The following is a 25,431-nucleotide window of genomic DNA, read 5'->3' as shown; positions in this document are numbered from 1 at the left end:
GAGTCGCCCCACTGCCACGGGATTGACAAACCGGTTTGCCGAACCTGCAATACGACCCATGACTACGGACGAGGTACTCGCTGGCGTCGGTCCCCGGCTGCGGCAGATGCGCAAGGAGCGGGAGGTGACCCTGGCGGCGCTGTCCGAGACCACCGGCATCTCCGTCAGCACCCTGTCGCGACTGGAGTCCGGCTTGCGCAAACCCAGCCTGGAGCTGCTGCTGCCGATCGCCCGGGCGCACCAGGTGGCCCTGGACGAGCTGGTCGGAGCCCCGCCGACCGGTGACCCGCGGGTGCGGTCGAAGCCGATCGAGATGTTCGGCCGCACCCACTGGCCGCTCACCCGCCAGCCCGGCGGACTCCAGGCCTACAAGGTGCGGGAACCCCAGCGCAGGCAGGAGCCGGACCCGCGCACCCACGAGGGCTACGAGTGGTTGTACGTGCTGTCCGGGAAGCTGCGCCTGGTGCTGGGCGAGCATGACGTGGTGCTGACGGCGGGGGAGGCCGCGGAGTTCGACACCCGGGTGCCGCACTGGTTCGGGTCGACGGGGGAGGGGCCCGTGGAGTTCCTCAGCCTGTTCGGGCCGCAGGGGGAGCGGATGCACGTGCGGGCGCGGCCGAAGAAGTCGTGACGCACGAGATGGCGGGTGGCGGGACTCTTCGCCCGGAGAGTATTCCCTGATCGGCAAGCGACCGCTTAGTATGCGAACCGACCCCGGTCAGACGAAGCAGTCCCCCGTGGAGGCCCCGCATGCAGGCATGGCAAGTGCACGAGAACGGCGAGCCGGGTGAGGTGATGCGGCTCGTGGACGTGGAGCCGCCCACTCCCGGCGACGGCCAGGTCCTGCTGAAGGTACGGGCGGCCAACATCAACTTCCCGGACGCCCTGCTGTGCCGGGGCCAGTACCAGGTCAGGCCGCCGCTGCCCTTCACCCCGGGCGTGGAGATCTGCGGCGAGACCGAGGACGGCCGCCGGGTGATCGCCAACCCGGCGCTGCCGTACGGCGGCTTCGCCGAGTACGCCGTCGCTGACTCCGCCGCCCTCCTGCCCGCGCCGGCCGCGCTGGACGACGCGGAGGCCGCGGCCCTGCACATCGGCTACCAGACCGGCTGGTTCGGTCTGCACCGCCGGGCCGGTCTGGAGGCCGGCGAGACCCTGCTCGTCCACGCTGCCGCAGGAGGGGTCGGCAGCGCGGCCGTGCAGCTCGGGAAGGCCGCCGGCGCCACCGTCATCGGTGTCGTCGGCGGCTCCGGGAAGGCGGCCGTGGCCCGCGAGCTGGGCTGCGACGTCGTGATCGACCGGCGCTCCGAGGACGTCGTCGCCGCCGTCAAGGAGGCCACCGGCGGCCGGGGCGCCGACGTGATCTACGACCCGGTCGGCGGCGAGGCCTACGCCCAGTCCGCCAAGGTCGTCGCGTTCGAGGGGCGCATCGTGGTGGTCGGCTTCGCCAGCGGCACGATCCCCAGCCCGGGGCTGAACCACGCCCTGGTGAAGAACTACTCGATCCTGGGCCTGCACTGGGGCCTGTACAACACCAAGAATCCGAAGCTCGTCCAGCACTGCCACGAGCAGCTCACCGAGCTGGCCGCCCGGGGCGCGATCAAGCCGCTGGTGAGTGAACGCGTTCCGCTCGGTGGGGCGGCCGCCGCCGTGCAGAAGGTCGCGGACGGCCTCACCACCGGCCGGATCGCCGTCGTCGTGGAGGAGGCAGCATGACCAGCGCCGAGGAACTGCGCCGTCGCACACAGGACTTGCTGGCCGCCCACCCGCCGGCCTCGACCGACCGCCTGGACTTCCTCCGGGCCCGCTTCGACGCGGGACTGGCCTGGGTGCACTACCCGGAGGGCCTCGGGGGACTCGGCGCTCCCCGTTCCCTCCAAACCGTCGTGGACGCCGAGCTGGAGGCGGCCGGGGCGCCCGACAACGACCCGCGGCGCATCGGCATCGGCCTCGGGATGGCCGCGCCGACGATCCTCAAGTACGGCACCGAAGAGCAGAAGCAGCGATTCCTCAGGCCTCTCTGGGTGGGCGAGGAGGTCTGGTGCCAGCTGTTCAGCGAACCGGGTGCCGGGTCCGACCTGGCCGCGCTGCGTACACGAGCGGTGCGGGAGGACGGGGGCACCTCCCGCTCGAGCGAAGCCGAGAGTGGGGGAGACTGGGTCGTCAACGGGCAGAAGGTGTGGACGTCCAGCGCCCACGTGGCCCGCTGGGCGATCCTCATCGCCCGCACCGACCCGGACGTGCCCAAGCACCGGGGCATCACGTACTTCGTCTGCGACATGACCGACCCCGGTGTCGAGGTGCGGCCGCTGCGGCAGATCACCGGCGAGGCCGAGTTCAACGAGGTGTTCCTCACCGACGTCCGCATCCCGGACTCCCGCCGGCTCGGCGAGGTCGGTGACGGCTGGCGGGTCGCGCAGACCACCCTGAACAACGAGCGCGTCGCCATCGGCGGCATGCGGCTGCCCCGCGAGGGCGGCATGATCGGCCCGGTCTCCAAGACCTGGCGCGAGCGCCCGGAGCTGCGCACCCACGACCTGCACCAGCGCCTGCTGAAGCTCTGGGTCGAGGCCGAGGTCGCCCGGCTCACCGGCGAGCGGCTGCGCCAGCAGCTCGTCGCCGGCCAGCCCGGCCCCGAGGGCGCCGGCATGAAGCTCGCCTTCGCCCGCCTCAACCAGGAGATCAGCGGCCTGGAGGTGGAACTCCTCGGCGAAGAGGGCCTGTTGTACGACGACTGGACCATGCGCCGCCCCGAGCTGGTCGACTTCACCGGCCGCGAGGCCGGCTACCGCTACCTGCGCTCCAAGGGCAACAGCATCGAGGGCGGGACCAGCGAAGTCCTGCTGAACATCGTCGCCGAGCGCGTCCTCGGCCTGCCCTCGGAACCGCGCACCGACAAGGACGTCGCCTGGAAGGACCTGGCCCGATGAGCGCACAGCCCGACCTGTTGTACTCGGAGGAGGAAGAGGCGCTGCGCGCCGCCGTCCGCGACCTGCTCGCCGACCACTGCGACGCGCCCGGCGTCATCGCCCGCATCGAGTCGGAGGCGCCGCACAACCTGGCGCTGTGGAAGTCCCTCACCGACGGCATGGGCCTGGCGGGCCTGCTGGTGCCGGAGGCGCTGGACGGCCAGGGTGCCACGCACCGGGAAGCCGCCGTGGTGCTGGAGGAACTGGGGCGTGCGGTCGCGCCCGTCCCGTACCTCACGAGCGCGGTCGTCGCCACCGAGGCGCTGCTGGCCTGCGGGACCGACGACCTGCTCACCGAGCTCGCCTCCGGGACGTCGATCGGAGCCCTCGCGGTCGCCCTCGACGTCGCACCGGGTGCCGCCTACAAGGTCGTCCAGCACGAGAACGGCCTGCTGCACGGCGAACTGACCGGCATCGCGGACGCGGCCGTCGCCGACGTGCTGCTCGTGCCCGCCGACGACGGCGGCCTGTACGCGGTCGACGCCACCGCCGCGACCGTCACACCCCAGGTCTCCCTGGACCTGACCCGGCCGCTTGCGACCGTCACCCTCGACGGGGTGCCGGGCCGCCTGCTGGGCGACGCCGAACCCGCCGTGCGCCGGGCCCTGCGTGCCGGGGCCGGGCTGCTCGCCTCCGAACAGCTCGGCCTCGCCGACTGGACGCTGACGGAGACGGTTCGCTACCTCAAGGACCGCAAGCAGTTCAACCGGCCCGTCGGCGGCTTCCAGGCGCTCAAGCACCGGCTGGCCCAGCTGTGGCTGGAGGTCGCGGGCCTCCGCGCGGCCGCCCGCAACGCCGCTGACGCCCTGTCGACCGGCCAGGACGTCGACGTGGCGGTCACCGTCGCCCAGGCCTGCGCGGCACCCGTGGCCGTCCACGCCGCCGAGGAGGCACTGCAACTGCACGGCGGCATCGGCATGACGTGGGAACACCCGGTGCATCTGTACCTGAAGCGCGCGAAGGCCGACTCGATCGCCTACGGCACGGCCGGTGCCCACCGGGAGGCACTGGCCGGACTGGTCGACCTCCAGGCCCCCTGAGACACACCAGGCTGACGCACAGCCGACGCCGCCGAAAAGGCCCGTCCCACCAGGGGCGGGCTTTTTCGTGTGCCCCGCTCCGGTGAGGTGAACGGAAGTGAACGCACGACGGCTCTCCGGCCAACTCCCCGCAAGGCCCTGCTCCTTGGTCCTGCCCTAACCCCATACTCGCAGGGTTCCCGTACGGCACTTCCAGGGAGGCAGAGCATGGACCTCACCACCCGTCGCAGAGCCCTCACCACCCTCGGCGCCGCCCTCGCGGGCTCGGTCGCCCTCCCCGCCGGCCATGCCCTCGCCGGCGAACGGCGGCACGGGCCCCGCCCGTTGTGGCGCGCTCACGCCCACAACGACTACGAGCACCCGCGTCCCCTGCTCGATGCCCTGGACCACCGGTTCGGCAGCGTCGAAGCCGACATCTACCTGGTCGGCGACCAACTCCTCGTCGCCCACGACCCGGAGGACCTCGACCCGGCCCGTACGCTGGAGTCCCTCTACCTCGACCCGCTCGCGACGCGTGTGCGGGCCAACCGAGGCCGCGTGTACCGGGGGCACCGAGGCTCGCTGCAACTGCTCGTCGACATCAAGACCGAGGGCTCGTCGACGTACCTCGAACTCGACCGCCACCTCAGGCGCTACCGACACCTGTTCACCACCTATGCCCACGGCCGTGTCCTCCCCGGCCCGGTCACCGCCGTCGTCTCCGGCGACCGCGCGGCCCGCGCCCCCATGGAGGCCCAAACGGTCCGGCGCGCCTTCTACGACGGCCGGCTCGCCGACCTCGGCAGCCAGGCGCCGGCCTCCTTCATCCCGCTGATCAGCGACAACTGGACGCTGAACTTCACCTGGCAGGGCGTGGGCACCTTCCCGGACGCCGAGCGGGAGAAGCTGCGGGGCATCGTCCGGGCCGCGCACAAGCGGGGCCAGAAGGTGCGGTTCTGGGCGACCCCGGACCTGGCCGGGCCCGCCCGGGAAGCGCTGTGGGCCGAACTGCTCGCCGCGGACGTCGACTACCTCAACACCGACGACCTCGCCGGACTGGAGGCGTTCCTGGACGCCCGGCGGGCGGTGTAGATCGCGTACGACGCGTCGGACACCTGGGACACGCCGGACACGGACACCACACGTTCGGCGGACAGGTCAGCTGCCCGGACAGACCCTCCGCTACGCCACACTTACGGCCGAACGCCGTGAACCGGACACAGCGGCGTGGCGGAGGAGTCGACGATGGCCATTTCCATCTCTGTGGTGCTGCTGCTCGCGATCCTGGCGGTGATCTTCCTGCGCAACGGCGGCCTGAAGGTCTCCCATGCGCTGGTCTGCCTGCTGCTCGGCTTCTACCTGGCCAGCACCAGCGTCGCCCCCACCATCCACAGCGGCCTCACGGCGACGGCGGACATCGTCAGCAGTCTGCGGCCCTGACGTCACGTCCCCGAGAACACGCCGATGCCGTTCGGAACGGCGCGTTCGGCGCCGCCACTGGGATGGTTGCGCACGGAGACGGTGCTCGCCCCCGCCTTCCGGGCGACCAGCGTCGACGACCCGCCGCCGTCCAGGCTGAAGGCGTCGTCCGAGCCCAGCTCCCGCATGGTGTCGGCCACTTCGGCGATCGTCAGGCCGCTGCGGTAGGCGGTGGCGCCGTCCAGCGCGAGCAGCAACATGCGCCGCCCGCTGTCGGCGATCCCCACGGCCGTGCGGACGGCCGACGCCGTGTCGTCCAGGCCCGGCAGCGGCCGCCCGCCCGTGAGGACCGGGTAGCCGCCGAGGGCGAGGCGGTACGCGGCGCCGTCCGTGGCCGCCACGAGACGGTGCTCGACCTCGACCGCTTCGCCGGTGGCCAGCTTCCGCAGCTGCTGGGCCCCGGCCTCCCGGCCGACCAGCACGGTCGTCCCCGCGGCGATGGCACCGCTGCCGGGCGTGTCGGCGGCCGACACGACCTTGCCGTCGCGGACCGTCACCTCGTACGTGTCCGAACTGCAGGGTGCCGCCCGGTCCGTGTCCGTGCCGCACGTGGCGCGCACGCGGGAGACGCTGCCCCAGTCGGAGGTGAACGCGCCGACCGAACCCACCGGCAGCGCGTACTGGTTGAGCCCGCCCAGCGGCATCTGCGCCTCGGCCGTACGGACCGAGCCGTCCAGGGCCAGCCGGTCCAGCCGCGCCACTCCGTCGGTGCCGACGCCGAACACGTCCTCGGTGGTCGTGCCGGGCGGCAGCGCGGGTCCGAAACGCTGGCCGTTCGGCACGGCCGCCTTGAGCGTCCGCCCGGCCGCGATCGCCGGACCCACGCTCGCGCCGGTCACCTCGACGCCCGGATGCTGCGCCTCGGTGATGTTGAAGAAGTCGCCGTTGACACCGGCGACGGCCCCCTGGGCGTCGGCCATCCGCGAGACCTGCGCACGCGAGGCCACCGCCCCGGGATACAGCAGATCGACCCGTACCTGCGGATGGTCCAGGTCCACCTTCAGCACGTGCGCGTGGGCCACTCCCTTGGCCGCCCTGATGTCGAACTCCTCGTACGTGACACCCGGCGCGACCCGTACGCCCTTCTGGACGGCGCCGGCCGGTGCCGCCCCCACCAGGGCCGCACCGGCCAGCGCCCCGAACGCCGTGAGAAACGCCAGTACCGCTCTGCCTGCTCCCCGTCGCCTGCGACGACCTGTCACCGTGCCCCCTGATGCCTCGTCAACCGTCCGGACCCTCAGGGGCAGTGCACCAGACCACGAGGGCAGGCAGGGTGGCTGAGCGCCGACTACGCGGGAACGGCTGAAAAAACGCACCCCTCTGGGTGCTTCAGCTGTCGCCCGTTCCGGTGTCGTACGGCGTGAAGTGAGCGGGCGCGTGGTCGATCGGCAGGCCAGGCCGCCAGGCGGTGAGGGCCTGCGCGCTGCACACGAACAGCTCCTCCGGCAGCCGGTCCAGGGCGAACCAGCGCCAGCGGCCCACGCTCTCGCCGGGCTGGTCCGAGGGCTCTCCCCGCCAGGCGGTGACCCGGGCGGAAACCGTCACCCGTACGACACCGCCGGCGTCGTCGAGGAGCGTCCCCAGCAGCCGGACGTCCTCCGGCCGGGCGTCGAGCCCCGTCTCCTCGCCGAGTTCGCGCACGACCGCCTCCCGCAACGACTCCCCGGGCTCCACCGTCCCGCCGGGCAGCTCCCACGTCCCGTGCCGGTGGCGGCCCAGGAGCAGTCCCCGGGGCCCGTGCAGGATGGCGCCGACCCCAAGTGCGGCGTGGGCCACCGGCGGCTTGGCGGTGCGCGGCCGGGAGGAGACACGCACGGGCCGGGTCACCCGGAAGAGCCGGTACGACGCGTGGTTGCCGTCCTGCGGTGTGTCGAGGACGTCGACCTGCTCCACCCGCAGCCCGTGCTCGGCGAGCAGGGCCGTCCAGAGCTCCGGGTCGAGCACCCACATCTGGACGGTGACGTCCCCGCCGCCGGCCAGCCGCAGGACCTCCGGCCGGGCGACGACCTCGTCCGACGGTCCGTCACCGTGCGAGTTGGTGTGCAGCACGGTGAAGCAGAGCCTGCCGCCCGGCCTCAGCGCCGCCGCCAGGGCGGGCAGCAGCCGGCGCGGATCGATGTACGGCACCGCGTTGACCGAGTAGATGACGTCGTACGGCTCCGCCGAGCGCAGATGCTCCACCGCGTCGGCCAGGACCAGCCGCAGCCCGGGCAGGGAGCCGTAGCGGGCACGCGCCCGTTCGTGCTGCCCGGCCGATGAGTCGACCGCGTCCACCAGCGCGCCGTGAGCACGGACCAGATGGGCGGCGTGCCGGGCCGGACCGCACCCGAGGTCCAGCACGCGCCGGCCCGTCAGCTCCCCGAGCACCTCGATCCCCGGCCCCGCGCCCTCGAACCCCCAGTCGATCCGCGCCACCTCGGGCAGAGCCGTGCCCCGCCGCAGGTGGTGTTCTCCGTACACACGCCATGCCTCCGCGTTGACGGCCTCCGGTCGCCTCTCCAAGGCTCAGCCGCCCGCCACGGCGTCGCGCGGAAGGACCGCGACACGGTGGAAGTTGCACGCGGCGAGCCCCGGCCCCTCGCCGGCGGGCCGGGTCTGGTGGGCCTTGAGGGCGATGCTCACCAGGCTCAGCAGCAGGTCGATGTCCGCCTCGCAGTCGAGGTGGACCGTCGCCCAGCACGATCCGGGAACCAGGTGTATCGCGCTCGAACCGGCGAGGTCGTAGTGGAAGCGCTGGATGGCCCGGCGGGTGAGGTGGAGGTCCACGTCCCGTGCCGAGTGGAAGTGGACGATCTCGTCACGGAGGGAACGGAGTGCCCGTCCGGTACCGCAACTCGCCGGGCCCGCCGTCAGGTCGGGCCAGGCCTGCAGACGCTCCAGGGCGCGCTGGGCCAGAGTCATGGTCCCATCGTCGCGTGCTTACCGTGCCGCAACCAGAGGTTGAGCGATTTGTAACCGGGACGTGAGGTGGGGGCAGGGGGGCAGGGGGGTAGCGGGGCGGAGAAGTGCGGTGTTCTCAGGCGTACTTGTCGACCAGTCTCATATAGCGCTTCCAGTCCCAGTGGCGGCCCGGATCGGTGTGGTCGCTGCCCGGCACCTCGTGGTGGCCGATGATGTGCGCCCGGTTCCTGGGGATGTCGTACCTCGCGCAGATCGCCGCGGTGAGCCGGGCCGACCGTTCGTACATGGCGTCGGTGAAGTACTTGGGCCGGTTCACCCAGCCCTCGTGCTCGATGCCGATGCTGCGGGTGTTGTAGTCCCAGTTCCCCGCGTGCCACGCGATGTCGGCCTCGCGCACGCACTGCGCCACGTGCCCGTCGGACGAGCGCACCACGTAGTGCGCGGACACCTTCCTCCTGGGGTTCCGGAAGACGGACAGGGTGCCGGAGTAGGTCGTCTGCGCGACGTGGATGACCACGTAGTGCAGCGGATGGGCGCGGGGGCGGTTCGACGGTGTGTAGTTGCTGCGGCTCGCCGGGTGCCACGCGGCTCCGGGGTGGTCGACTGCCTGGGGTCGGGCGGCGGCCCGTGCGGCGGGGAACAGGGCGTACGGGACGGCGGTGAGGGCGGCGCCCATGAGGAGGCCTCGCCTGCTGGTGAAGGGGGTTGTCCGTTCCATGAGTGTGTGCCTTCCGGGCTCGACGGCGGGTGTCACTTGGTCAACTGCTCGGAGCGGCGGCCGTGGTGGTCGCGGCCCGCGTGGATCAAGTTACGGCGCCTGCCGGTCGGCCCGAGGGCAGCGAAGATTTCCGGTGGAGGGACGCGGAGATGTGGACAACTCGCCCACCCGGTCGGGTGATTGACGGGCTTCGTGTCGGCTCCAGTTGCGTGCCGCTCCTGCCCCGCCTGGAGGCCGGGGCTGGTCCTCAGGCCCGCTCGGCAACGGTGGCCGGATCGTCCAGCACCGCCCGCACGACCGAGTGCGCGGCCCCCAGCAGCGGCCCCTGAGGACCGAGCCGGGACACGGACACGGGACAGGCCGGACCAGCCGTCCGGCGCGCCAGCTCCTCCCGCAACGACGGCAGCAGCCACGGCGCCAGCCCCGACAGCTCCCCGCCCAGCACCACGCTCTCCGGGTCGAGCAGGTTGACCGCCCCGGTCAGGGCGACTCCGAGCGCGGTGCCCGCGTCGCGCAGGGCACGGCGTACGTCCTCGTCGCCCTCGGCGGCGCGCCCGGCCAGCAGCCCGACCCGGTCCTCGTCCGGCTCCAGTCCGGCCGCGCGCAGCACCGCCTCCTCGCCGGCGTACTGCTCCAGGCACCCGCGCCCGCCGCACGCGCACTCCGGCCCGTCCGGCTGGACCGGCACGTGCCCCAACTCGCCCGCGAAGCCGCGGGTTCCGCGCAGCAGTCCGCCGTCCACCACGACCGCCGCCCCGATGCCGATCTCCGCCGACACGTGCAGGAAGTCGCGCGGCGTGCCCTCGCCGAGCCAGAGCTCGGCCAGCGCGCCGAAGTTGGCCTCGTTGTCCACGGTCAGCGGGAGGTCCGCCGGCAGCAGGGCACCGAGGTCCGTGTCGTGCCAGTCGAGGTTCGGGGCGCGTACGACGGTCCGGGCGTCCCGCGCCACCAGACCCGGCACGGCCACGGCGAGACCGGCCGGCCACAGGCCCTCGCCCTCCGCCTCGGCGACGACCCGGTGGATGAGTTCGGTCAGCTCGGCGAGCACGGGCTCGGGGGAGCGGCCGCGGTTCGCGCCCTGGCGTATCGCCCGCGACCGGGTCGCGCCGCGCAGGTCCACGGCACAGACCGCGAGATGGTCGACGCCGACCTCCGCGCCGATCCCCGCCGGGCCGCGTCCGCTCAGCGCGAGCGCGGAGCCGGGGCGGCCCACCCGGCCGGGCCGTTCGGGCCCCAGTTCCTCCAGCAGTCCCGAGCGGATGAGTTCGTCGACGAGCGTCGACACCGCCGCCCGGGTCAGGCCGATCCGGGAGGCGACGGCGGCCCTGGACAGCGGCCCCTCGGCACGGACGGCGTGCAGGACACGGGCGAGGTTGCGGCGGCGCATGCCCTGCTGGGTGTCCGGCAGGGCGCGTCCCGGCCCCGCCGGACGGGCCTCGTGCAGTGGTGCGGTCATGCCTGACGCCAGTCCTCAGTGGGTGTCCGTGGGCCGCTCCAGCAGCGGAGCCGCGTCGGAGAGTACCCCGGCGATCCTGGCCAGCGTCTCCTCGTCCCGCTCGACGGGGTCGAGCACCGGTCCGGCCGCCGTGTTCCAGCGCCGGGCGACCGCAGCCGGGTCCTCCCCGGTCAGCACCCCGGCCGCCTGCGCGGCGGCGCCGAGGGCCACCAGCTCCTTGGCCTCGGGCACCTGCACGGGACGCCCCGACAGCCGCAGGACGGTCTGCTGCCAGGCCGCGCCCCGGGCACCGCCGCCGATCAGCAGCAGGGGTGCCGAGGGGTCCGCGTCCTGGTCCAGGACCAGGTCGAGTGCGCCGAGCAGGGAGTGGACGGCACCGTCGTAGGCGGCCTGGAGCAGCTGGCCGGCGGTCGTGTCGTGGCGCAGGCCGTGCAGCAGGCCGGAGGCGTTCGGCAGGTTCGGGGTGCGTTCGCCGTCCAGGAAGGGCAGCAGCGTCACGGCCGTGCCGGGCTCGACGGCCTCGCGGTCCAGGCCCAGCAGCGTCGCGACGCGGTCCACGGCGAGCGTGCAGTTCAGGGTGCAGGCCAGCGGCAGCCAGTCACCGCGGGCGTCGGCGAAACCGGCCACCGTGCCGCTCGGGTCGGCGGGCCGCCGCTGCGACACCGCGTACACCGTGCCCGAGGTGCCGAGGCTCATCACCGGCATGCCCGGACGCAGTCCGAGGCCCAGCGCGGCGGCGGCGTTGTCGCCGGTGCCGGGGGCGACCAGGGTGCCCTTGGAGAACGGCAGATCGTGGCTGTCGCGCACCGTGCCCGCCACCTCGCCGGGCCGGACCACACGGGGCAGCAGGGCCGCGTCCAGCCCCACGTGCGCCAGGATCTCCTCGTCGTACGCCTCCGTACCGGACGCCCACCAGCCCGTCCCGGAAGCGTCGCCGCGGTCGGTCGTGCCCTGCCCGGTGAGCCGCCCGGTGAGGTAGTCGTGGGGGAGGCGCACGGCCTTCGTGGCGCGCGCCGCCTCGGGCTCGTGCTCGGCCAGCCACGCCCACTTGGTGACCGTGAAGGAGGCGGCGGGGACACTGCCGGTGCGTTCGGCCCAGAACTTGGCGCCGCCCAGTTCCTCGGTCAGCCGGCGCGCCTGCGGCGCCGAGCGCACGTCGTTCCACAGGAGCGCCGGGCGCACCGGCTCGCCCCTCTCGTCCAGCGCGACCAGGCCGTGCTGCTGTCCGCCGACCGACACCGCGGCGGCCTCGTGCGCCGCCTCGCCGCACTGGCGCAGGGCCTCGCACAACGCGTCCCACCACTGGCGCGGATCGCTCTCGCGCCCGGCCCCCGAGGAGACGGTGTGCGGCGCCTGGCCGGTGGCGACGATCCGGCCGGTGGCCGCGTCGACGACCAGCGCCTTCGTGGACTGGGTGGACGAGTCCACGCCGACGACGAGCGGACCCTCGGCTTCTGACATCGGGTTTCTCCCTCTGCTCTCGTCCCGAGACACCTTGTCTCTTCCCAGGAAGGTGCTCGCATACTAATTTGTAAATCGGCATGACGAAATAGCCCAGCGAGCAAGGAGCCGCGGCATGAGCTACCAGCCCACCCCCGAGGACAGGTTCACCTTCGGACTGTGGACCGTCGGCTGGCAGGGACGGGATCCCTTCGGCGACGCCACGCGGCGTGCCCTCGACCCGGTCGAGACGGTGCAGCGACTGGCCGAGCTGGGCGCCCACGGCGTCACCTTCCACGACGACGACCTGATCCCGTTCGGCTCGAGCGACACCGAGCGCGAAGCCCACATCAAGCGCTTCCGGCAGGCGCTGGACGCCACGGGCATGAAGGTCCCGATGGCCACCACCAACCTCTTCACGCACCCGGTCTTCAAGGACGGCGCGTTCACCGCCAACGACCGCGACGTGCGCCGCTACGCCCTGCGCAAGACCATCCGCAACATCGACCTCGCCGTCGAGCTCGGCGCCCAGGTGTACGTGGCCTGGGGCGGCCGGGAGGGGGCCGAGTCGGGCGCCGCCAAGGACGTCCGCGCGGCCCTGGACCGGATGAAGGAGGCCTTCGACCTGCTCGGCGAGTACGTCACCTCCCAGGGCTACGACCTGCGCTTCGCCATCGAGCCCAAGCCGAACGAGCCGCGCGGCGACATCCTGCTGCCGACCGTCGGCCACGCCCTGGCGTTCATCGAGCGCCTGGAGCGGCCGGAGCTGTACGGGGTCAACCCCGAGGTCGGCCACGAGCAGATGGCCGGACTGAACTTCCCGCACGGCATCGCGCAGGCGCTGTGGGCGGGCAAGCTGTTCCACATCGACCTCAACGGCCAGTCGGGCATCAAGTACGACCAGGACCTGCGCTTCGGTGCCGGCGACCTGCGGTCCGCGTTCTGGCTGGTCGACCTGCTGGAGTCGGCCGGTTACACCGGTCCGCGGCACTTCGACTTCAAGCCGCCGCGGACCGAGGACCTCGACGGGGTGTGGGCGTCGGCGGCCGGCTGCATGCGCAACTACCTCATCCTCAAGGAGCGCGCCGCCGCCTTCCGTGCCGACCCGGAGGTCCAGGAGGCCCTGAGCGCGGCCCGCCTGGACGAACTGGCCCAGCCCACCGCCGCGGACGGCCTCCAGGCCCTGCTCGCCGACCGGTCGGCCTTCGAGGCCTTCGACGTCGAGGCGGCCGCTGCCCGCGGCATGGCCTTCGAGCGTCTGGACCAGCTGGCGATGGACCACCTGCTGGGGGCACGCGGCTGAGCGCACGCGCGCGTGCGGGACGTCGGCCGGTCACGGGGTGTGTGACCGGCCGATGAGCCCGCAATGCTCCTGAATCACGGTCCGTAATGCTCCGGAATCATGCGGTCCACGCCATGAGCCCGTATCAACTTCCGTGCGCCCCTCCCGCCTTGAGCGGTGCGCGGCGACGCTGGTCGGTATGGCCATGCCGCCCGAACCGCCTCACCCGCCGGGGCCTCCCCGGCGCCGGAACCCCCTGCTCCTCCTGCTCGCCGTGCTCGTGGCCGTCGTGGCCGTGTCCCTCGTGGTGCTGATGGCCAGGGGAAGCGACGACTCGCCGGACCGGGAGCCGCCCGCTGACAGCACGAGCAGCAGCCCCGCTCCGTCCTTCGGTATCTCCACGAAACTGCCCACCGAGTTGCCCAGCGAGCTGCCGACCCGGCTGCCGTCGGGCTTTCCGAGCCAGTTGCCGAGCGATCTGCCGAGCGGCTTCGAATCGCTCCTGCCGTCCCTGGACGCCGGCGAGTTACTGTCCTGAACCCGGAGCGGTCTCATCACCGGCGGCGAGCTCCGCCGACGCCAGTGCCGTCGCAGGGTCCAGTGCGGCGCCTCCCGCGGGCAGCCAGCGGCCGCGCTCCCTGTGGTACGGCCACCACCGGCCGTCCCGGCCGAGGCGCAGCTGGACCGGTGCGCCGACGACCGTCCAGCGGTTGCTCCGCGCCCGCAGCTCCGGTCGCTCGTCCGCGTCCCAGGCCGACTCCAGGGCGGCACGCGCGCGTGCGAGCGGCTCGCCCTCCACCTTCCACTCCTCGTCGAGCACGGACAACGCGGCCGTACCACCGTGACGCCAGGCCCGGACCGCCGCCGCCAGACCTTCCCGGCCGCGCCCCGACCCGTCGGCGAGGCGGTCCGCCACCTCCCTCCCGGGCTCGCCGGCGGCCAGTCGTACGGCGTCCTCCGAGACGGACAAGTCCGTGCCGGGAACGTGCCGTTCGTCCGGGGCCCGGAGTGACTCCGCGAGCAGGCGGTGAGTCTGTACGGCGGTGCGGGCGGCCAGGAACTCCAGCGCGGCCGGGTCGATGCCCGGAGCAGGCGGTGTCTCGGTGTCCAGGGACGGCGGCACCCCCGGCTCGGCCGGGAGTTCCGGCAGGGGAGGCAGCGGAGGCAGGATGTCGCCGGCCGCGTACGCCTCGGCCGCGTCCACGCCCGCCTGGACGGAACGCTCCGTGGCGGACGCGCCGCTGCGCGACTGGAGGTCGTGCAGCAGGGTGGCTTCGTCGCGTCCGCGCATCAGGAGCAGGACGAACGGGTCCTGGTCCAGCAGCCGCGCCACCTGGTAGCAGAGCGCCGCCGTGTGGCCGCAGTGGTCCCAGGCTCCGCAGCCGCACTCCGGCTCCAGATCGCCCAGGCCCGGCAGCAGTTCGACGCCCGCGGCCGCCGCGTCCTCGACCAGGTGCGGAGGCATCTCCCGGTCCAGCAGTGCAGCCACATGACCGGCCCGCTCCACGGTCATGTCCAGGAACCGGTCCCACTGTCCCGGCGAGAGCTCCTCCAGCAGGACGTCGGCCCGGTGCGCCGTGCGGTCGCGGTCCTGGACGACGGCCGTGAGCCGCCCCGGGCGCACCGACACCGCGCCCACCGCTCCCGCGCGCGCGAGCCGGCGGCCCGTCTTGAGCTGCTTCGAGTCCAGTGCCGTTTCCTCCAGCGCCTTCAGCCACGCCTGGCCCCACCAGGTCTCGGCGAAGCCCCGCCCGTGCGCGGGCGGCAGCGCGGCGAACGTGCGCTCCGTGTCACCGTCGTACCGAGTCATCGCAGGCCCCCTCGCAGTTCGACCAGATCCGCCAGTTCCGCGTCCGTCAGCTCCGTGAGGGCGGCCTCGCCGGAGCCCAGGACCGCGTCCGCCAGCTCCCGCTTGCGGGCCAGCAGTTCGGCGATGCGGTCCTCGATGGTTCCCTCGGCGACGATCCGGTGCACCTGCACGGGCCGGGTCTGGCCGATGCGGTACGCGCGGTCGGTCGCCTGGGCCTCGACGGCCGGGTTCCACCAGCGGTCGTAGTGCACGACGTGCTCGGCCCGGGTGAGGTTCAGGCCGGTGCCCGCCGCCTTCAACGACAGCAGGAACACGGGCACTTCACCGTCCTGGAAGCGCCGCACCATGGCCTCGCGCTGGACGACGGGCGTCCCGCCGTGCAGGAACTGCGAGGGCGTGCCCCGGGCTGCCAGGTGCCGTTCGAGGAGGCGGGCCATCTGCACGTACTGCGTGAAGACGAGCACGCCCGCCTCCTCGGCGAGGATCGTGTCGAGCAGCTCGTCCAGCAGCTCCAGCTTCCCGGAGCGTCCGGCGATCACCGGCCGCTCCTCCTTGAGGTACTGCGCCGGGTGGTTGCAGACCTGCTTGAGGCCGGTCAGCAGCTTCACGATCAGTCCGCGCCGCGCCATGCTGCCGGCGCCGGAGATCTCCGCGAGCGCCTCGCGCACCACGGCCTCGTACAGGCCTGCCTGTTCCTGGGTGAGCGACACCGCGTGATCGGTCTCCGTCTTCGGCGGCAGCTCGGGCGCGATGCCCGGATCCGACTTGCGGCGGCGGAGCAGGAACGGCCGTACGAGCCGGGCCAGCCGGTCCGCGGCGCCCGGATCCTGACCGCCCTCGACGGCCTCCGCGTACCGTCGGCGGAAGGTGCCGAGGCGGCCCAGCAGCCCCGGAGTGGTCCAGTCGAGGATCGCCCACAGCTCCGACAGGTTGTTCTCCACCGGGGTGCCGGTGAGCGCCACGCGCGCGCGTGCGCCGATGGAACGCAGTTCCCGCGCGGTCGAGGAGTGCGGGTTCTTCACGTGCTGGGCCTCGTCCGCCACGAGCATCCCCCACGGCACCTCGGCGAGCCGGGGCGCGTCCAGGCGCATCGTGCCGTACGTGGTGAGGACGAACTCTCCGTCGGCCAGGCCGTCGAGGCCGCGGCGCGCGCCGTGGAAACGCCTCACGGGTGTGCCGGGCGCGAACCGCTCGATCTCCCGCTGCCAGTTGCCCATCAGGGACGTCGGGCAGACCACCAGGGTGGGCCCGGCGGACCGGGCGTCGGTCTGCCGGTGCAGATGCAGGGCGATCAGCGTGATCGTCTTGCCGAGCCCCATGTCGTCGGCGAGGCAGCAGCCGAGGCCCAGCGAGGTCATACCGGCGAGCCAGTTCAGGCCCCGCCGCTGGTAGTCCCGCAGGGTGGCCGCGAGGGCGGCCGGCTGCTCCACGGGCTGCTGTGCCTCGGGGTCCGCGAGCCGCTCCCGCAGGGCCGCCAGCCACCCGGTGGGCCGCACCTCGACCCGGCGGCCGTCCACCTCCGCCCAGCCGGTCAGGGCCGCGCCCAGCGCGTCCACCGGCGTGACCTTGCGGTCCTGCCGGGAGCGGGCCAGGCGTACCTCCTGAGGGTCGATCAGGACCCACTGGTCGCGCAGCCGCACCACAGGGCGCTTGGCCTCGGCGAGCCGGTCCAGCTCTTCGCGGCTCAGTCGCCGGTCGCCCAGCGCGAAGGACCAGTCGAAGGCGAGCAGCGCGTCGGCGGACAGGAACGACGGCATGGCGGCGAAGGCCTTGCCGGACTCCGGTTCGTCGTCGGAAGGCCCCACCACCGCGCGCGTGGTGAACTCGCGGGTCAGCCCCTTCGGCCAGTGCACGTCGACTCCGGCCGCCGCCAGTGCCCCGGTGCCCGTGCCGAGCAGTTCGGTGACCTCCTCGTCGGCGAGCTCGACCGCGTCCGGAACGGTCGCCGACAGCAGGGGCGTGAGAGGCGCCCAGGCCCGGGCCGCGCGGCGCAGGGCGAGCAGGGCGTCCATCCGCGCGCGCGGACCGAAGGCTTCGCCCTCGGCGCCGGCCCAGACGTCCGCGGCATCCGCCACGAGCGCCGGATCGCTGACGCTGTGCACCTGGAGCACGGCCCGGAACGTCACGCCCGCCTCATCGGCCGCCGCGTCCGTCAGGCCGTCCGTCATGTCTGTCAGGCCGTCCGCCTCGATCCGCAGCGACAGCCGCACCCCGGCGTCGTGGCCTGCGGCGACGTCGGCGGCCCACGCGCGCTGCTCGGGCAGCCGCACCGGCTCGGGTGACGCGTAGGCGGCGCCGCCGGTGACCAGCGGCGCGGCGGGGGAGCGGGGCAGGGTGTCGGCGACCGCGTCGAGGAAGGCGCGCAGGAGCTGCTCCGGGTCGGGCAGCCGCAGCGCCCCGGCGTCCGCCAGCGGCACGGCGTGCGCCTCGGGCGGCATGGCGGCGGCGAGGCGGCGTACGGCCTCGACGTCCTGGGCGCGCAGCGGGCCCGTGCGCCACGCGTCGTGGTCGCCGGGGGACAGCCCCGGCAGCAGGAGCCCGCGCGCCACGAGGTGCAGGGCGTGCGTGGCCGCCGCGCCCCAGAACACGGTGGACCGGTGCCCCCGCGCGCCGGCACGCGCGCGCACGAGGACCGGCAGGGCGGTGCGCACCGGCACCAGGACGGCGGGCACGCTCTGCGGCTCGACTCCGTCGACACCGGGCACGACGACGGTCAGGTCTGCTACGGACGCCGAGGCCGTCACCGGCGGGGTCTCGCCGTCCGGCCGCCAGAAGGCGACGCTGCCCGTCCGGGCCGGGTCGCCGGGCAGGAACACGGTGTGGCAGTGGGCCAGTTCGGAGAAGTCGGAGGATGCCGGGGGAGTCGGATGCTCGGCTATGACTGATTCCTCAAATTTGACTAGTTGAGTCGGAGTCGCCGAGGGTACAGCACTTCCTGCAACCTCTGGGTATGACTTGGCTGTGAAGTAGGTCACGATAGAGGTCTCAGGGGTGCCTAGGGGTAGCGCCTCAGGGATGTCTCAGGGTCGCGGTCAGGAACCGCCGCAAGCGCGGGCCCGTTTTCGAGACAGAGAGCGGCAGTGGCCGCGAAGGAGGCGACATCATGTCCAAGAACGCCAAGATCGCCGCAGGTGGTGTGGCGGTCGGGCTCATCCTGTTGATCTGGCTGCCCTGGTGGGCATCGCTCCTGATCATCCTGGGAGTCCCGGCAGCCGCGTATCTCACACTGGACCCCTCCCAGCGGCGCAGGCTGCGCCGCGCCACCCGCAAGGAGTTGGGCCGTTGACGCGCTGACCAGCAAAAGGCTGGGCCGTTGACGCGCTGATGTCCGGCGCGGCCGAAGGCCGCACCGGCTCAGTTCGGCCGTACGGCCATCTTGTCGAGGGCTTCGAGGAGACCCGGCAGTTCCGGCCCCCGGCCCACCGGCAGGACCTCGCCCGGTTCCTCGTCCAGCAGCACGAAGGCGATGTCGTCGGTCCTGGCCACGAGCGACCAGCCGGGACCGTCGGCCCTCAGGGTCCGCGCGTCACCCGGCGCGAAGGACGAACGGACCCGGCCCAGCGGCGGCGGCGAGTCGATGTACGTGCGGGCCTCCGCGAGGACGCGCCGGATGCCGCTGTGGCCCTGCCGCCCCTTCTCCCCGCCTCCGCCCGGACCGTCGGCCGCAGCGCCCCCGCCGCCCGGGGGCGCCGGGGACCCCGGCGCCGGGAAGGCCGAGTCGTCGACCTGTTCCCGCCACATCGCCCATTGAAGTGCGATCTCGTCCGCGCCCAGGCGCCGCTGGGCCGGACCCCAGACGGCGGTGTCCGGCGGGGTCAGCGGGGGCCGGTCGTCGGCCTCCGGGCCGGGATCGTGCGGCGCGGGCACTCCGGGCGCCGCCACGGCGACCGCGAGAGGCCAGCCGGGCAGGGCCGCGACGACCGTGCGCTCGTCGGGCGACAGCTCGTACTCCATCCCGCAGTCCCACGACGCGATCGCGACGGCCACCAGGGAGACGTCGTCGATGACCACCGTCCACCGGGCGCCCTCGCCGTCCTGGCCGAGCACCAGCCCGTACCCGTCGGCGAGCGGCGCCAGGCCGAGCGCCGCGCACGCCTCCGGATAGTCGTCGCCCAGCACGCTCGGGAACTGCGCCGGCGTCAGAAGCACCGCCGTGAGCACGTAGAGCGCGTCGTCCGCGGCGGCGACGGTGTCCTCATCCGTCCCGGCCATCCCAGCCTCCCCATCGGTTCGTCCACCGGCGCGCACCCTAGTGCGCGCGGAAGCCGCTTGTCACGGCCTTGCGTGCGCACCAGGGGCTGCCCTTTTCCGGCGGACGGGGCGAATCGGCCGTCCTGTCGGGGCGCGTCACTCCGCCGGCAGCCCCAGCAGCTCACGGGCCACGGTCCGGGGCGATTCGCCGCGTTCCCGTGCGAGCGCGACGACGGCCCGGCCGGCCAGCTCGTTCACCCCGAACGACAGCGCCTCGGGCGAGACCCAGCCGGCCGCCTCGTCGGCCCGTTCCTGGTCGTCCTCCGCGCTCGCCGTGACGTAGGCCGCGGCCGCCTCGAAGAGATTGTGCGGACGTTTGCCCTCGCCGGCCTTCGTCTCCGTGCGCAAGGCGTGAGCGACTCTGTCTCCGGCCTTCCGGACCTTGCCCCACATGCTGACCACCTTCCCCCTGTGCGGATGTCCCGCCTGCCGGTCATCTCGCTGACTCCAACGTAAAGTTGGATCTCCGGTGACAGAAGGGGGATGGCACTGTGAAGCGCTTCGCGCGGCTGGAACAGATACGTCGGATGGACCCGTACCGGGAGGCCACGGAGGTCTACCGGCTGAGCGTGGCGTACGAGTTTCCCTGGGACTTCACCCGCGCCTTGGAGCTGGCCCTGTACCGCACGTACGCCGTCCCGAGCATCGGCCGGCTGCTCGCCGAGACGGCGGAGCTCACGGAGCGGACACAGCAGCGCTACGACGACACGTCGCTGCTCCTGGACGCCGTGGTCGAGCACGGTTTCGGCAGCGACGAGGGCAAGACCGCGATCCGCCGCATCAACCAGATGCACCGCAGCTACGACATCAGCAACGACGACATGCGCTACGTGCTCTGCACGTTCGTCGTGGTGCCCAAACGGTGGATCGACGCCTACGGGTGGCGCAGGATGTCGCGCCACGAGATCGTGGCCAGCGTCGTCCACTACCGCACGCTGGGCCGGCACATGGGCATCAAGGACATCCCCGAGACCTACGAGGAGTTCGAGAGCTGCCTCGACGGCTACGAGGCGGCCCACTTCGCGTGGGACGAGGAGGCCCGGCGGGTCTCGGACGCCACGCTCGATCTGATGTCCTCCTGGTACCCGCGCCCGCTCGCGCCGCTGCTGCGCACCACGACCCTCGCGCTGCTCGACGACTCGCTGCTCCGCGTCTTCCGCTACACCCCGCCCAGCGCCGCCACGCGCGCGTGGGTGCGTCGCGCGGTACGGCTGCGGGGCCGCGCCGTCCGTCTGCTGCCGCCCCGGAGCGCCCCGCACTTCGCCCGCCAGAACTGGGAGATCAAGGGCTATCCGTACGGCTACCGGCTCGACGACCTGGGCACGCGCCCGGTCGCGGGCGTCCGGGGCTGTCCCGTGCGGCACGTGGCGGCGTCGGACGCGGAAGCCGGGTGACGAAGCAGAGGGACCGAGCCGGGTGATGCGGCCGGGCGGTGCGGCAGCTCAGTCCTCGCGGACGGCGAGCGCCAGGAAGCGGGAGTCCTCGTCGACGTACGACGTCAGCTGCCATCCCGAACCGGCCAGCAGCGGCCTGAGGTTGGACTCGGCGCGCAGGTCGTCCGGGGTGAGCGGGCGGCCGTGGCGCGCGGCCAGGGCGGCCCTGCCGATCGGGTGGAACAGCGCCAGCACACCACCGGGACGCACGACGCGCGCCAGCTCCCGCAGATTCTCGGCCGGACTCGGCAGATGCGAGATCAGGCCCGCCCCGAACACGGCGTCCAGCGAGTGCGAACGCAGCGGCAGCGCGGCGACGTCCGAGAGCAGCAACGCCCCGTCACGGTTTCGTCCGGCCCGCACGGCCTCCCGCAGCATGGCCGGGGTCAGATCCGCCCCGAGCACCACTCCCGAGGGGCCCACGGCGGCACGCAGCGGCGGCAGGGCGCGTCCGGTGCCGCACCCGGCGTCGAGTACGCGGTCGCCCGGGCGCAGTCCGAGCTCGGCGACCGCGGCGGCGTAGGCCGGACCGTCATCGGGGAACCGGCTGTCCCAGTCGGCGGCGCGGGCGGTGAAGAACTCCTGGACACGCGTCTGGTCGTCGCTCATGTACGGCATGATTCCTCACCGGCACGGATGACGCCTCAGTGCACACGTTCGAGCGTGACCCGATCGTTCCGGTACACCCTTGCGTCATATTCCAACAGCTTTCGAAATGCGCCCCCTTTGTGCGCCCCTGCCGGGTCTAGCGTCCCGGGGTCATGGGACACCTGGACCACGCCGCCCTGGGGTGGCTGACCCCCGCGCTGTCGTACGTGATGGCCTGTACAGGCGCCGCCCTCGGGCTGCGCTGCACCGTCCGCGCGCTCGCCGCCACCGGGCGCTCGCGGCGCAACTGGCTCGTCACGGCCGCCTCGGCGATCGGCACCGGTATCTGGACCATGCACTTCGTGGCCATGCTCGGTTTCAGCGTCGCCGGCACCGACATCCGCTACGACGTGCCGCTCACCCTGCTGAGCCTGCTCGTCGCCATGGTCGTCGTCTGCGCCGGCGTCTTCGCCGTCGGCTACGGCCGGGACCGCGGCCGGGCCCTGCTGATCGGCGGGCTCACCACCGGTCTCGGCGTCGCCAGCATGCACTACCTGGGCATGGCGGCCGTCCGCCTGCACGGGGACGTGACCTACGACCCGGTGCTCGTCGGGCTCTCCGTCCTGATCGCCGTCGTCGCCGCGACGGCGGCTCTGTGGGCGGCGCTCAACATCAAGTCGCCCGTCGCGGTCACCATCGCCTCCCTGATCATGGGCGCGGCCGTCAGCAGCATGCACTACACCGGGATGTTCGCGGTGAGCGTGCGCGTGACGCCCTCCGGGGAGGCACTGCCCGGGGCCACGGCGATGCAGTTCATCTTCCCCCTCGCCGTCGGCCTCGGGTCCTACCTCTTCCTGACCTCCGCCTTCGTGGCGCTGTCGCCGACGGCAGGGGAGCGTGAGGCGTCCGCGTCGGCCCAGCGGCCGGTCGAGAGCGTCGTCCGTTAGCCGCGATCCCGCGACCGAGGCCCGGCGTGGCGGGCGACAGGCCCTTCGGGTGGCACATCCCACGGTCACGGTCCGGACGGCAGACAGAGCAAGCCCGGACGGCACGCTCTGAAGCCGGAGTGACACGCCCCGAACCACCCCCGAGCGAGGAGTCCATGCGTACACCCCGTAGGACCCCCACAACCGGCGCCGAGGCGCCGCCCACGCCCGTGCGCGGTCGCCGCGCGCATGCCGGACCACCGGCCGACGAGGCCTCCGAGGCGCCCTCGGGGGCCGCACCGGACGGAGTGCCCACGCGCGCGGAGCGCTGGCACATACGACCCCGTACCGTGCGCGCCAAGATCATCTGCCTGCTGATGGTGCCGGTCGTCTCCCTCCTGGCCCTGTGGGCCCACGCCACCGTCACCACCGCCCAGGACGTCTCCCGGCTGCGGCAGGTCCAGCGCGTGGACGCCATGGTCCGCGCCCCCGTCTCCGCCGCGGTCGCCGCCCTCCAGGCCGAACGCGCCGCCGCGGTACGCCGCGCCACGGACCCCTCCGCCGCACGGACCGACGAACTGGACGAACTCGCCCGGCGCACCGACCGGGCCGTCGCGAAACTGCGGCTCGGCAAGAACAGCACCGTCGCCGACAGCGAGGAACTGCCCGCCGGAGTCGCCCGCCGGCTGGAGGCGTTCGTCACCGGTGCCGAGCAACTGCGTCCGCTGCGGACCGAGGTGCGGGACCGGCGCGCGGGCTGGGCCGAGACGTACCACCGCTACACCGGGACCATCTCCGAGGCTCTCGGCGTCGGCGGTGCCCTCACCGGCATCCAGGACGCCGACCTCGGCTCCGACGCGCGCGTGCTGCTCGAATTCTCCCGGGCCGGCGAGGCGTTGGCCCGGGAGGACGCGCTCCTGGCGAGTGCCCGCCTGTCCGGGACGCTGACCGGGGAGCGGCTCCGGCTGTTCACCGGCGCCGTCGACCTGCGCCGCACCCTGACCGAGTCCGCCGTCACCGACCTGCGCGGCACCGAACGCTCCGCATGGAACGCCCTCGCCGACAGCAGTGCCTACGCCGGGCTGGGCGACGCCGAGGACGGCATCCTCGCCGCCGGACCGGGTGCCAAGGCGATCGAGGCGATAACCGAGAGCACCTGGAACACCGCCCACGCGCGCGTGCAGAACGGTATGCGCACGATCGAGGACGACGCCGCACGAGGCGTCGCGCAGCGGGCCGACCCGTTCACGCGGGGACTGCTCACCCCGGCCGGCGCGGCCGTCCTGCTCGGCCTCGCCGCCGTCGCCGCCTCGCTCGTCATCTCCGTACGCATCGGCCGCGGCCTCGTGGTGGAGCTCGTGAGCCTGCGCAACGGCGCCCTGGAGATCGCCCGGCGCAAACTCCCCGAGGCCATGCGGAGACTGCGCGCGGGCGAGGAGATCGACATCCGTGCCGAGGCACCACCGGGTCAGTCCGCCGACGACGAGACCGGACAGGTCGCCGAGGCCCTCGGCACCGTCCATCGTGCCGCGCTGCGGGCCGCCGTAGAGCGCGCCGAACTCGCCAGCGGCATCTCCGGCGTCTTCGTCAACCTCGCCCGCCGCAGCCAGATCCTCGTCCACCGGCAGCTGAGCCTCCTCGACAGCATGGAACGCCGCTCCGACGACCCGAACGAACTGAGCGACCTCTTCCGTCTCGACCACCTCACCACCCGCATGCGGCGCCACGCGGAGAGCCTGATCATCCTCTCCGGAGCGGCCCCCGGACGGGCCTGGCGCAGGCCGGTCTCCCTGACCAACGTGGTCCGCGCGGCCGTCTCCGAAGTCGAGGACTACGCGCGCGTGGAGGTACGGCAGCTCCCCGAGGCGGCCGTCGTGGGCGCGGCCGTGGCCGACCTCACGCACCTCCTCGCCGAGATCATCGAGAACGCCGCCCAGTTCTCGCCGCCCCACACGCGCGTGCGCGTGACCGGCGAACCCGTCGGCAACGGCTACGCCGTCGAGGTCGAGGACCGCGGCCTCGGCATGGGCAAGGAGACCCTCGCCGAGGCCAACCGCCGCATCGAGCAGTCCGAGGCGCTCGACCTGTTCGACAGCGACCGGCTCGGCCTGTTCGTGGTCAGCAGGCTCGCCGCCCGGCACGACATCAAGGTCCACCTGAGGACATCGCCGTACGGCGGCACCACCGCGGTCGTCCTGGTGCCCACCGCCCTGCTGCACACCGGGGCGGCGGAACGTGCCCACGGTGCAGCGGAACGTCCCCACGGCGAAGCGGCGCAGGCGCGGCAGACCGAGGAACGCGCCCACGCGCGCGTGCCCGACGGCATACCGCATCAGGACACCGCCCCCGACGCCGTCCCGGCCCCGGCCGACCGGCGCGCCCTGGTGGCTCCCGTCCCGGCCGCCGCGGAGACCACGAGCCACACCCCACCCCCAGGAGTCGCCACCTTGCGACTGCACCGGCCCCAGGAGCAGCCCGAAGGCTCCGACGACCTCCCGCGTCGCGTGCGGCAGGCCAGCCTCGCACCCCAACTGCGCGAGGGGCGCCCCGATGAGCCCCCGCCCTCGCCGGCACCCCGGGACGACGAACGCACCCCCGAGCTCGTCCGGGACCGCATGGCGGCGTATCGCGACGGCTGGACGCGCGGCGGCGGCAGGCGACCCGGCCGCGGAACCACGCCCGGCCCGTCGGGCAGCGACAGCTTCGAAGGAGACCCCGCATGATCCAGGACCCGAGCACGCATTCCGCCCGGAGCTCCGGCGAACTCGACTGGCTGCTGGACGATCTGGTGCTGCGCGTGAGCGAGATACGGCACGCCGTGGTGCTGTCCAACGACGGCCTGGCCGTGGGCGCCTCGACCGACCTCCGCCGCGAGGACGCCGAGCACCTCGCCGCGGTCGCCTCGGGCTTCCACAGCCTCGCCAAGGGAGCCGGACGGCACTTCGGTGCCGGCGGTGTCCGCCAGACCATGGTGGAGATGGACGAGGGCTTCCTGTTCGTGGCAGCGGCGGGCGACGGATCCTGCCTCGCCCTCCTCACCGCCGTGACCGCCGACATCGGGCTCGTGGCGTACGAGATGGCACGCCTGGTCAAACGCGTCGGCGAGCACCTCGGCACCGCGCCCCGCGTCGGCGCCCGGCCTCCCGCCGCCGGATGAAC

24 protein-coding genes are annotated in these 25,431 nt (G+C 73.3%); 13 read left to right on the top strand and 11 right to left on the bottom strand.

The window, feature by feature from the left end; translation table 11 throughout:
- Positions 1-58: 58 nt before the first annotated feature.
- The 6 genes from ABFX81_RS22460 (at position 59) to ABFX81_RS22435 (ending at position 5,428) form a co-directional block, all read left to right on the top strand.
- The gene (locus ABFX81_RS22460; protein ID WP_086840463.1) at positions 59-631 is read left to right on the top strand and encodes a cupin domain-containing protein; all 573 of its coding nucleotides are present in this window, start codon (positions 59-61) and stop codon (positions 629-631) included.
- Positions 632-750: 119 nt separating this feature from the next.
- Positions 751-1,716: a zinc-binding dehydrogenase gene (locus ABFX81_RS22455; protein WP_086840464.1), complete on the top strand. Its 966-nt coding sequence runs from the start codon at positions 751-753 to the stop codon at positions 1,714-1,716.
- Complete coding sequence (locus ABFX81_RS22450) at positions 1,713-2,930, top strand: acyl-CoA dehydrogenase family protein (protein WP_086840466.1); 1,218 nt, start codon at positions 1,713-1,715, stop codon at positions 2,928-2,930. Before ABFX81_RS22455 ends, ABFX81_RS22450 begins: the two co-directional genes overlap by 4 nt.
- Positions 2,927-4,009 (top strand): acyl-CoA dehydrogenase family protein, encoded by a 1,083-nt coding sequence (locus ABFX81_RS22445; protein WP_086840468.1) that lies wholly within the window; start codon positions 2,927-2,929, stop codon positions 4,007-4,009. Before ABFX81_RS22450 ends, ABFX81_RS22445 begins: the two co-directional genes overlap by 4 nt.
- Positions 4,010-4,216: 207 nt before the next feature.
- The gene (locus ABFX81_RS22440) at positions 4,217-5,080 is read left to right on the top strand and encodes a PI-PLC domain-containing protein (protein WP_086840470.1); all 864 of its coding nucleotides are present in this window, start codon (positions 4,217-4,219) and stop codon (positions 5,078-5,080) included.
- Positions 5,081-5,233: 153 nt separating this feature from the next.
- The gene (locus ABFX81_RS22435) at positions 5,234-5,428 is read left to right on the top strand and encodes a hypothetical protein (RefSeq protein WP_086599191.1); all 195 of its coding nucleotides are present in this window, start codon (positions 5,234-5,236) and stop codon (positions 5,426-5,428) included.
- A gap of 2 nt (positions 5,429-5,430) precedes the next feature.
- Here ABFX81_RS22435 and ABFX81_RS22430 read toward each other — a convergent pair whose 3' ends face one another.
- From ABFX81_RS22430 to xylB, 6 genes are all read right to left on the bottom strand, one after another.
- Entirely contained in the window at positions 5,431-6,669 is a 1,239-nt protein-coding gene (locus tag ABFX81_RS22430) for a phosphodiester glycosidase family protein (protein ID WP_346138551.1), read from the bottom strand.
- Between the two features lie 127 nt (positions 6,670-6,796).
- A complete protein-coding gene (locus ABFX81_RS22425; RefSeq protein WP_346138550.1) occupies positions 6,797-7,927 on the bottom strand; it encodes a bifunctional class I SAM-dependent methyltransferase/NUDIX hydrolase in 1,131 nt (376 codons plus the stop codon).
- 45 nt (positions 7,928-7,972) lie between these two features.
- Entirely contained in the window at positions 7,973-8,368 is a 396-nt protein-coding gene (locus ABFX81_RS22420) for a luciferase domain-containing protein (protein WP_086854647.1), read from the bottom strand.
- 115 nt (positions 8,369-8,483) lie between these two features.
- Positions 8,484-9,086 carry an N-acetylmuramoyl-L-alanine amidase gene (locus ABFX81_RS22415; protein ID WP_086854646.1) on the bottom strand — a complete coding sequence of 201 codons (603 nt, stop codon included), beginning with the start codon at positions 9,084-9,086 and terminating at the stop codon, positions 8,484-8,486.
- 247 nt (positions 9,087-9,333) lie between these two features.
- Complete coding sequence (locus ABFX81_RS22410) at positions 9,334-10,542, bottom strand: ROK family protein (RefSeq protein WP_086854645.1); 1,209 nt, start codon at positions 10,540-10,542, stop codon at positions 9,334-9,336.
- Positions 10,543-10,557: 15 nt separating this feature from the next.
- Positions 10,558-12,003, bottom strand: a complete 1,446-nt coding sequence (gene xylB / locus ABFX81_RS22405) for a xylulokinase (RefSeq protein ID WP_086854644.1) — start codon at positions 12,001-12,003, stop codon at positions 10,558-10,560.
- A gap of 115 nt (positions 12,004-12,118) precedes the next feature.
- Between xylB and xylA the strand changes: the two genes are divergently transcribed.
- Together xylA and ABFX81_RS22395 are read left to right on the top strand one after the other, a co-directional pair.
- The gene (xylA, locus tag ABFX81_RS22400; RefSeq protein WP_086854643.1) at positions 12,119-13,285 is read left to right on the top strand and encodes a xylose isomerase; all 1,167 of its coding nucleotides are present in this window, start codon (positions 12,119-12,121) and stop codon (positions 13,283-13,285) included.
- Between the two features lie 178 nt (positions 13,286-13,463).
- Positions 13,464-13,802: a hypothetical protein gene (locus tag ABFX81_RS22395; RefSeq protein WP_086854648.1), complete on the top strand. Its 339-nt coding sequence runs from the start codon at positions 13,464-13,466 to the stop codon at positions 13,800-13,802.
- Here the strand turns inward: ABFX81_RS22395 and ABFX81_RS22390 are convergent.
- Entirely contained in the window at positions 13,791-15,074 is a 1,284-nt protein-coding gene (locus tag ABFX81_RS22390; protein WP_086854642.1) for an SWF or SNF family helicase, read from the bottom strand. The two genes, ABFX81_RS22395 and ABFX81_RS22390, sit on opposite strands and share 12 nt — an antisense overlap.
- Positions 15,071-17,953: a DEAD/DEAH box helicase gene (locus ABFX81_RS22385; RefSeq protein WP_428837209.1), complete on the bottom strand. Its 2,883-nt coding sequence runs from the start codon at positions 17,951-17,953 to the stop codon at positions 15,071-15,073. Before ABFX81_RS22385 ends, ABFX81_RS22390 begins: the two co-directional genes overlap by 4 nt.
- Before the next feature lie 224 nt (positions 17,954-18,177).
- On the opposite strand from ABFX81_RS22385, the gene ABFX81_RS22380 reads away from it, so the two are divergent.
- On the top strand, positions 18,178-18,360 hold the full coding sequence (locus tag ABFX81_RS22380; protein WP_010040978.1) for a hypothetical protein: 183 nt from the start codon (positions 18,178-18,180) through the stop codon (positions 18,358-18,360).
- A 68-nt stretch (positions 18,361-18,428) separates the two neighbouring features.
- Here ABFX81_RS22380 and ABFX81_RS22375 read toward each other — a convergent pair whose 3' ends face one another.
- Positions 18,429-19,286, bottom strand: a complete 858-nt coding sequence (locus ABFX81_RS22375; protein WP_346138548.1) for a hypothetical protein — start codon at positions 19,284-19,286, stop codon at positions 18,429-18,431.
- Positions 19,287-19,421: 135 nt separating this feature from the next.
- On the bottom strand, positions 19,422-19,718 hold the full coding sequence (locus ABFX81_RS22370; protein WP_346138547.1) for a hypothetical protein: 297 nt from the start codon (positions 19,716-19,718) through the stop codon (positions 19,422-19,424).
- A gap of 98 nt (positions 19,719-19,816) precedes the next feature.
- Between ABFX81_RS22370 and ABFX81_RS22365 the strand changes: the two genes are divergently transcribed.
- Positions 19,817-20,719, top strand: a complete 903-nt coding sequence (locus tag ABFX81_RS22365) for an oxygenase MpaB family protein (protein ID WP_086844625.1) — start codon at positions 19,817-19,819, stop codon at positions 20,717-20,719.
- A 48-nt stretch (positions 20,720-20,767) separates the two neighbouring features.
- Here the strand turns inward: ABFX81_RS22365 and ABFX81_RS22360 are convergent, their stop codons facing one another.
- Positions 20,768-21,367, bottom strand: coding sequence for a methyltransferase domain-containing protein (locus ABFX81_RS22360; RefSeq protein ID WP_086844629.1), 600 nt, complete (start codon positions 21,365-21,367; stop codon positions 20,768-20,770).
- A 152-nt stretch (positions 21,368-21,519) separates the two neighbouring features.
- Here ABFX81_RS22360 and ABFX81_RS22355 point away from each other — a divergent pair, with 152 nt between their 5' ends.
- The 3 genes from ABFX81_RS22355 to ABFX81_RS22345 all read left to right on the top strand — a co-directional run bounded on the left by ABFX81_RS22355 (position 21,520) and on the right by ABFX81_RS22345 (position 25,429).
- Positions 21,520-22,293, top strand: coding sequence for an MHYT domain-containing protein (locus ABFX81_RS22355; protein WP_086844623.1), 774 nt, complete (start codon positions 21,520-21,522; stop codon positions 22,291-22,293).
- 155 nt (positions 22,294-22,448) lie between these two features.
- Positions 22,449-24,995, top strand: a complete 2,547-nt coding sequence (locus ABFX81_RS22350) for a sensor histidine kinase (RefSeq protein ID WP_346138546.1) — start codon at positions 22,449-22,451, stop codon at positions 24,993-24,995.
- Positions 24,992-25,429 carry a roadblock/LC7 domain-containing protein gene (locus tag ABFX81_RS22345; RefSeq protein WP_020277336.1) on the top strand — a complete coding sequence of 146 codons (438 nt, stop codon included), beginning with the start codon at positions 24,992-24,994 and terminating at the stop codon, positions 25,427-25,429. The genes ABFX81_RS22350 and ABFX81_RS22345 overlap by 4 nt, the downstream gene beginning before the upstream one ends.
- The last annotated feature ends 2 nt before the right edge of the window (positions 25,430-25,431 follow it).

This window comes from Streptomyces coeruleofuscus, assembly GCF_039532725.1.
In the GTDB taxonomy this organism is placed as follows: Bacteria; Actinomycetota; Actinomycetes; order Streptomycetales; family Streptomycetaceae; genus Streptomyces; species Streptomyces coeruleofuscus.
Note: the sequence above shows the minus strand (reverse complement) of the source record. Positions and strands in the feature narration are given on the sequence as shown.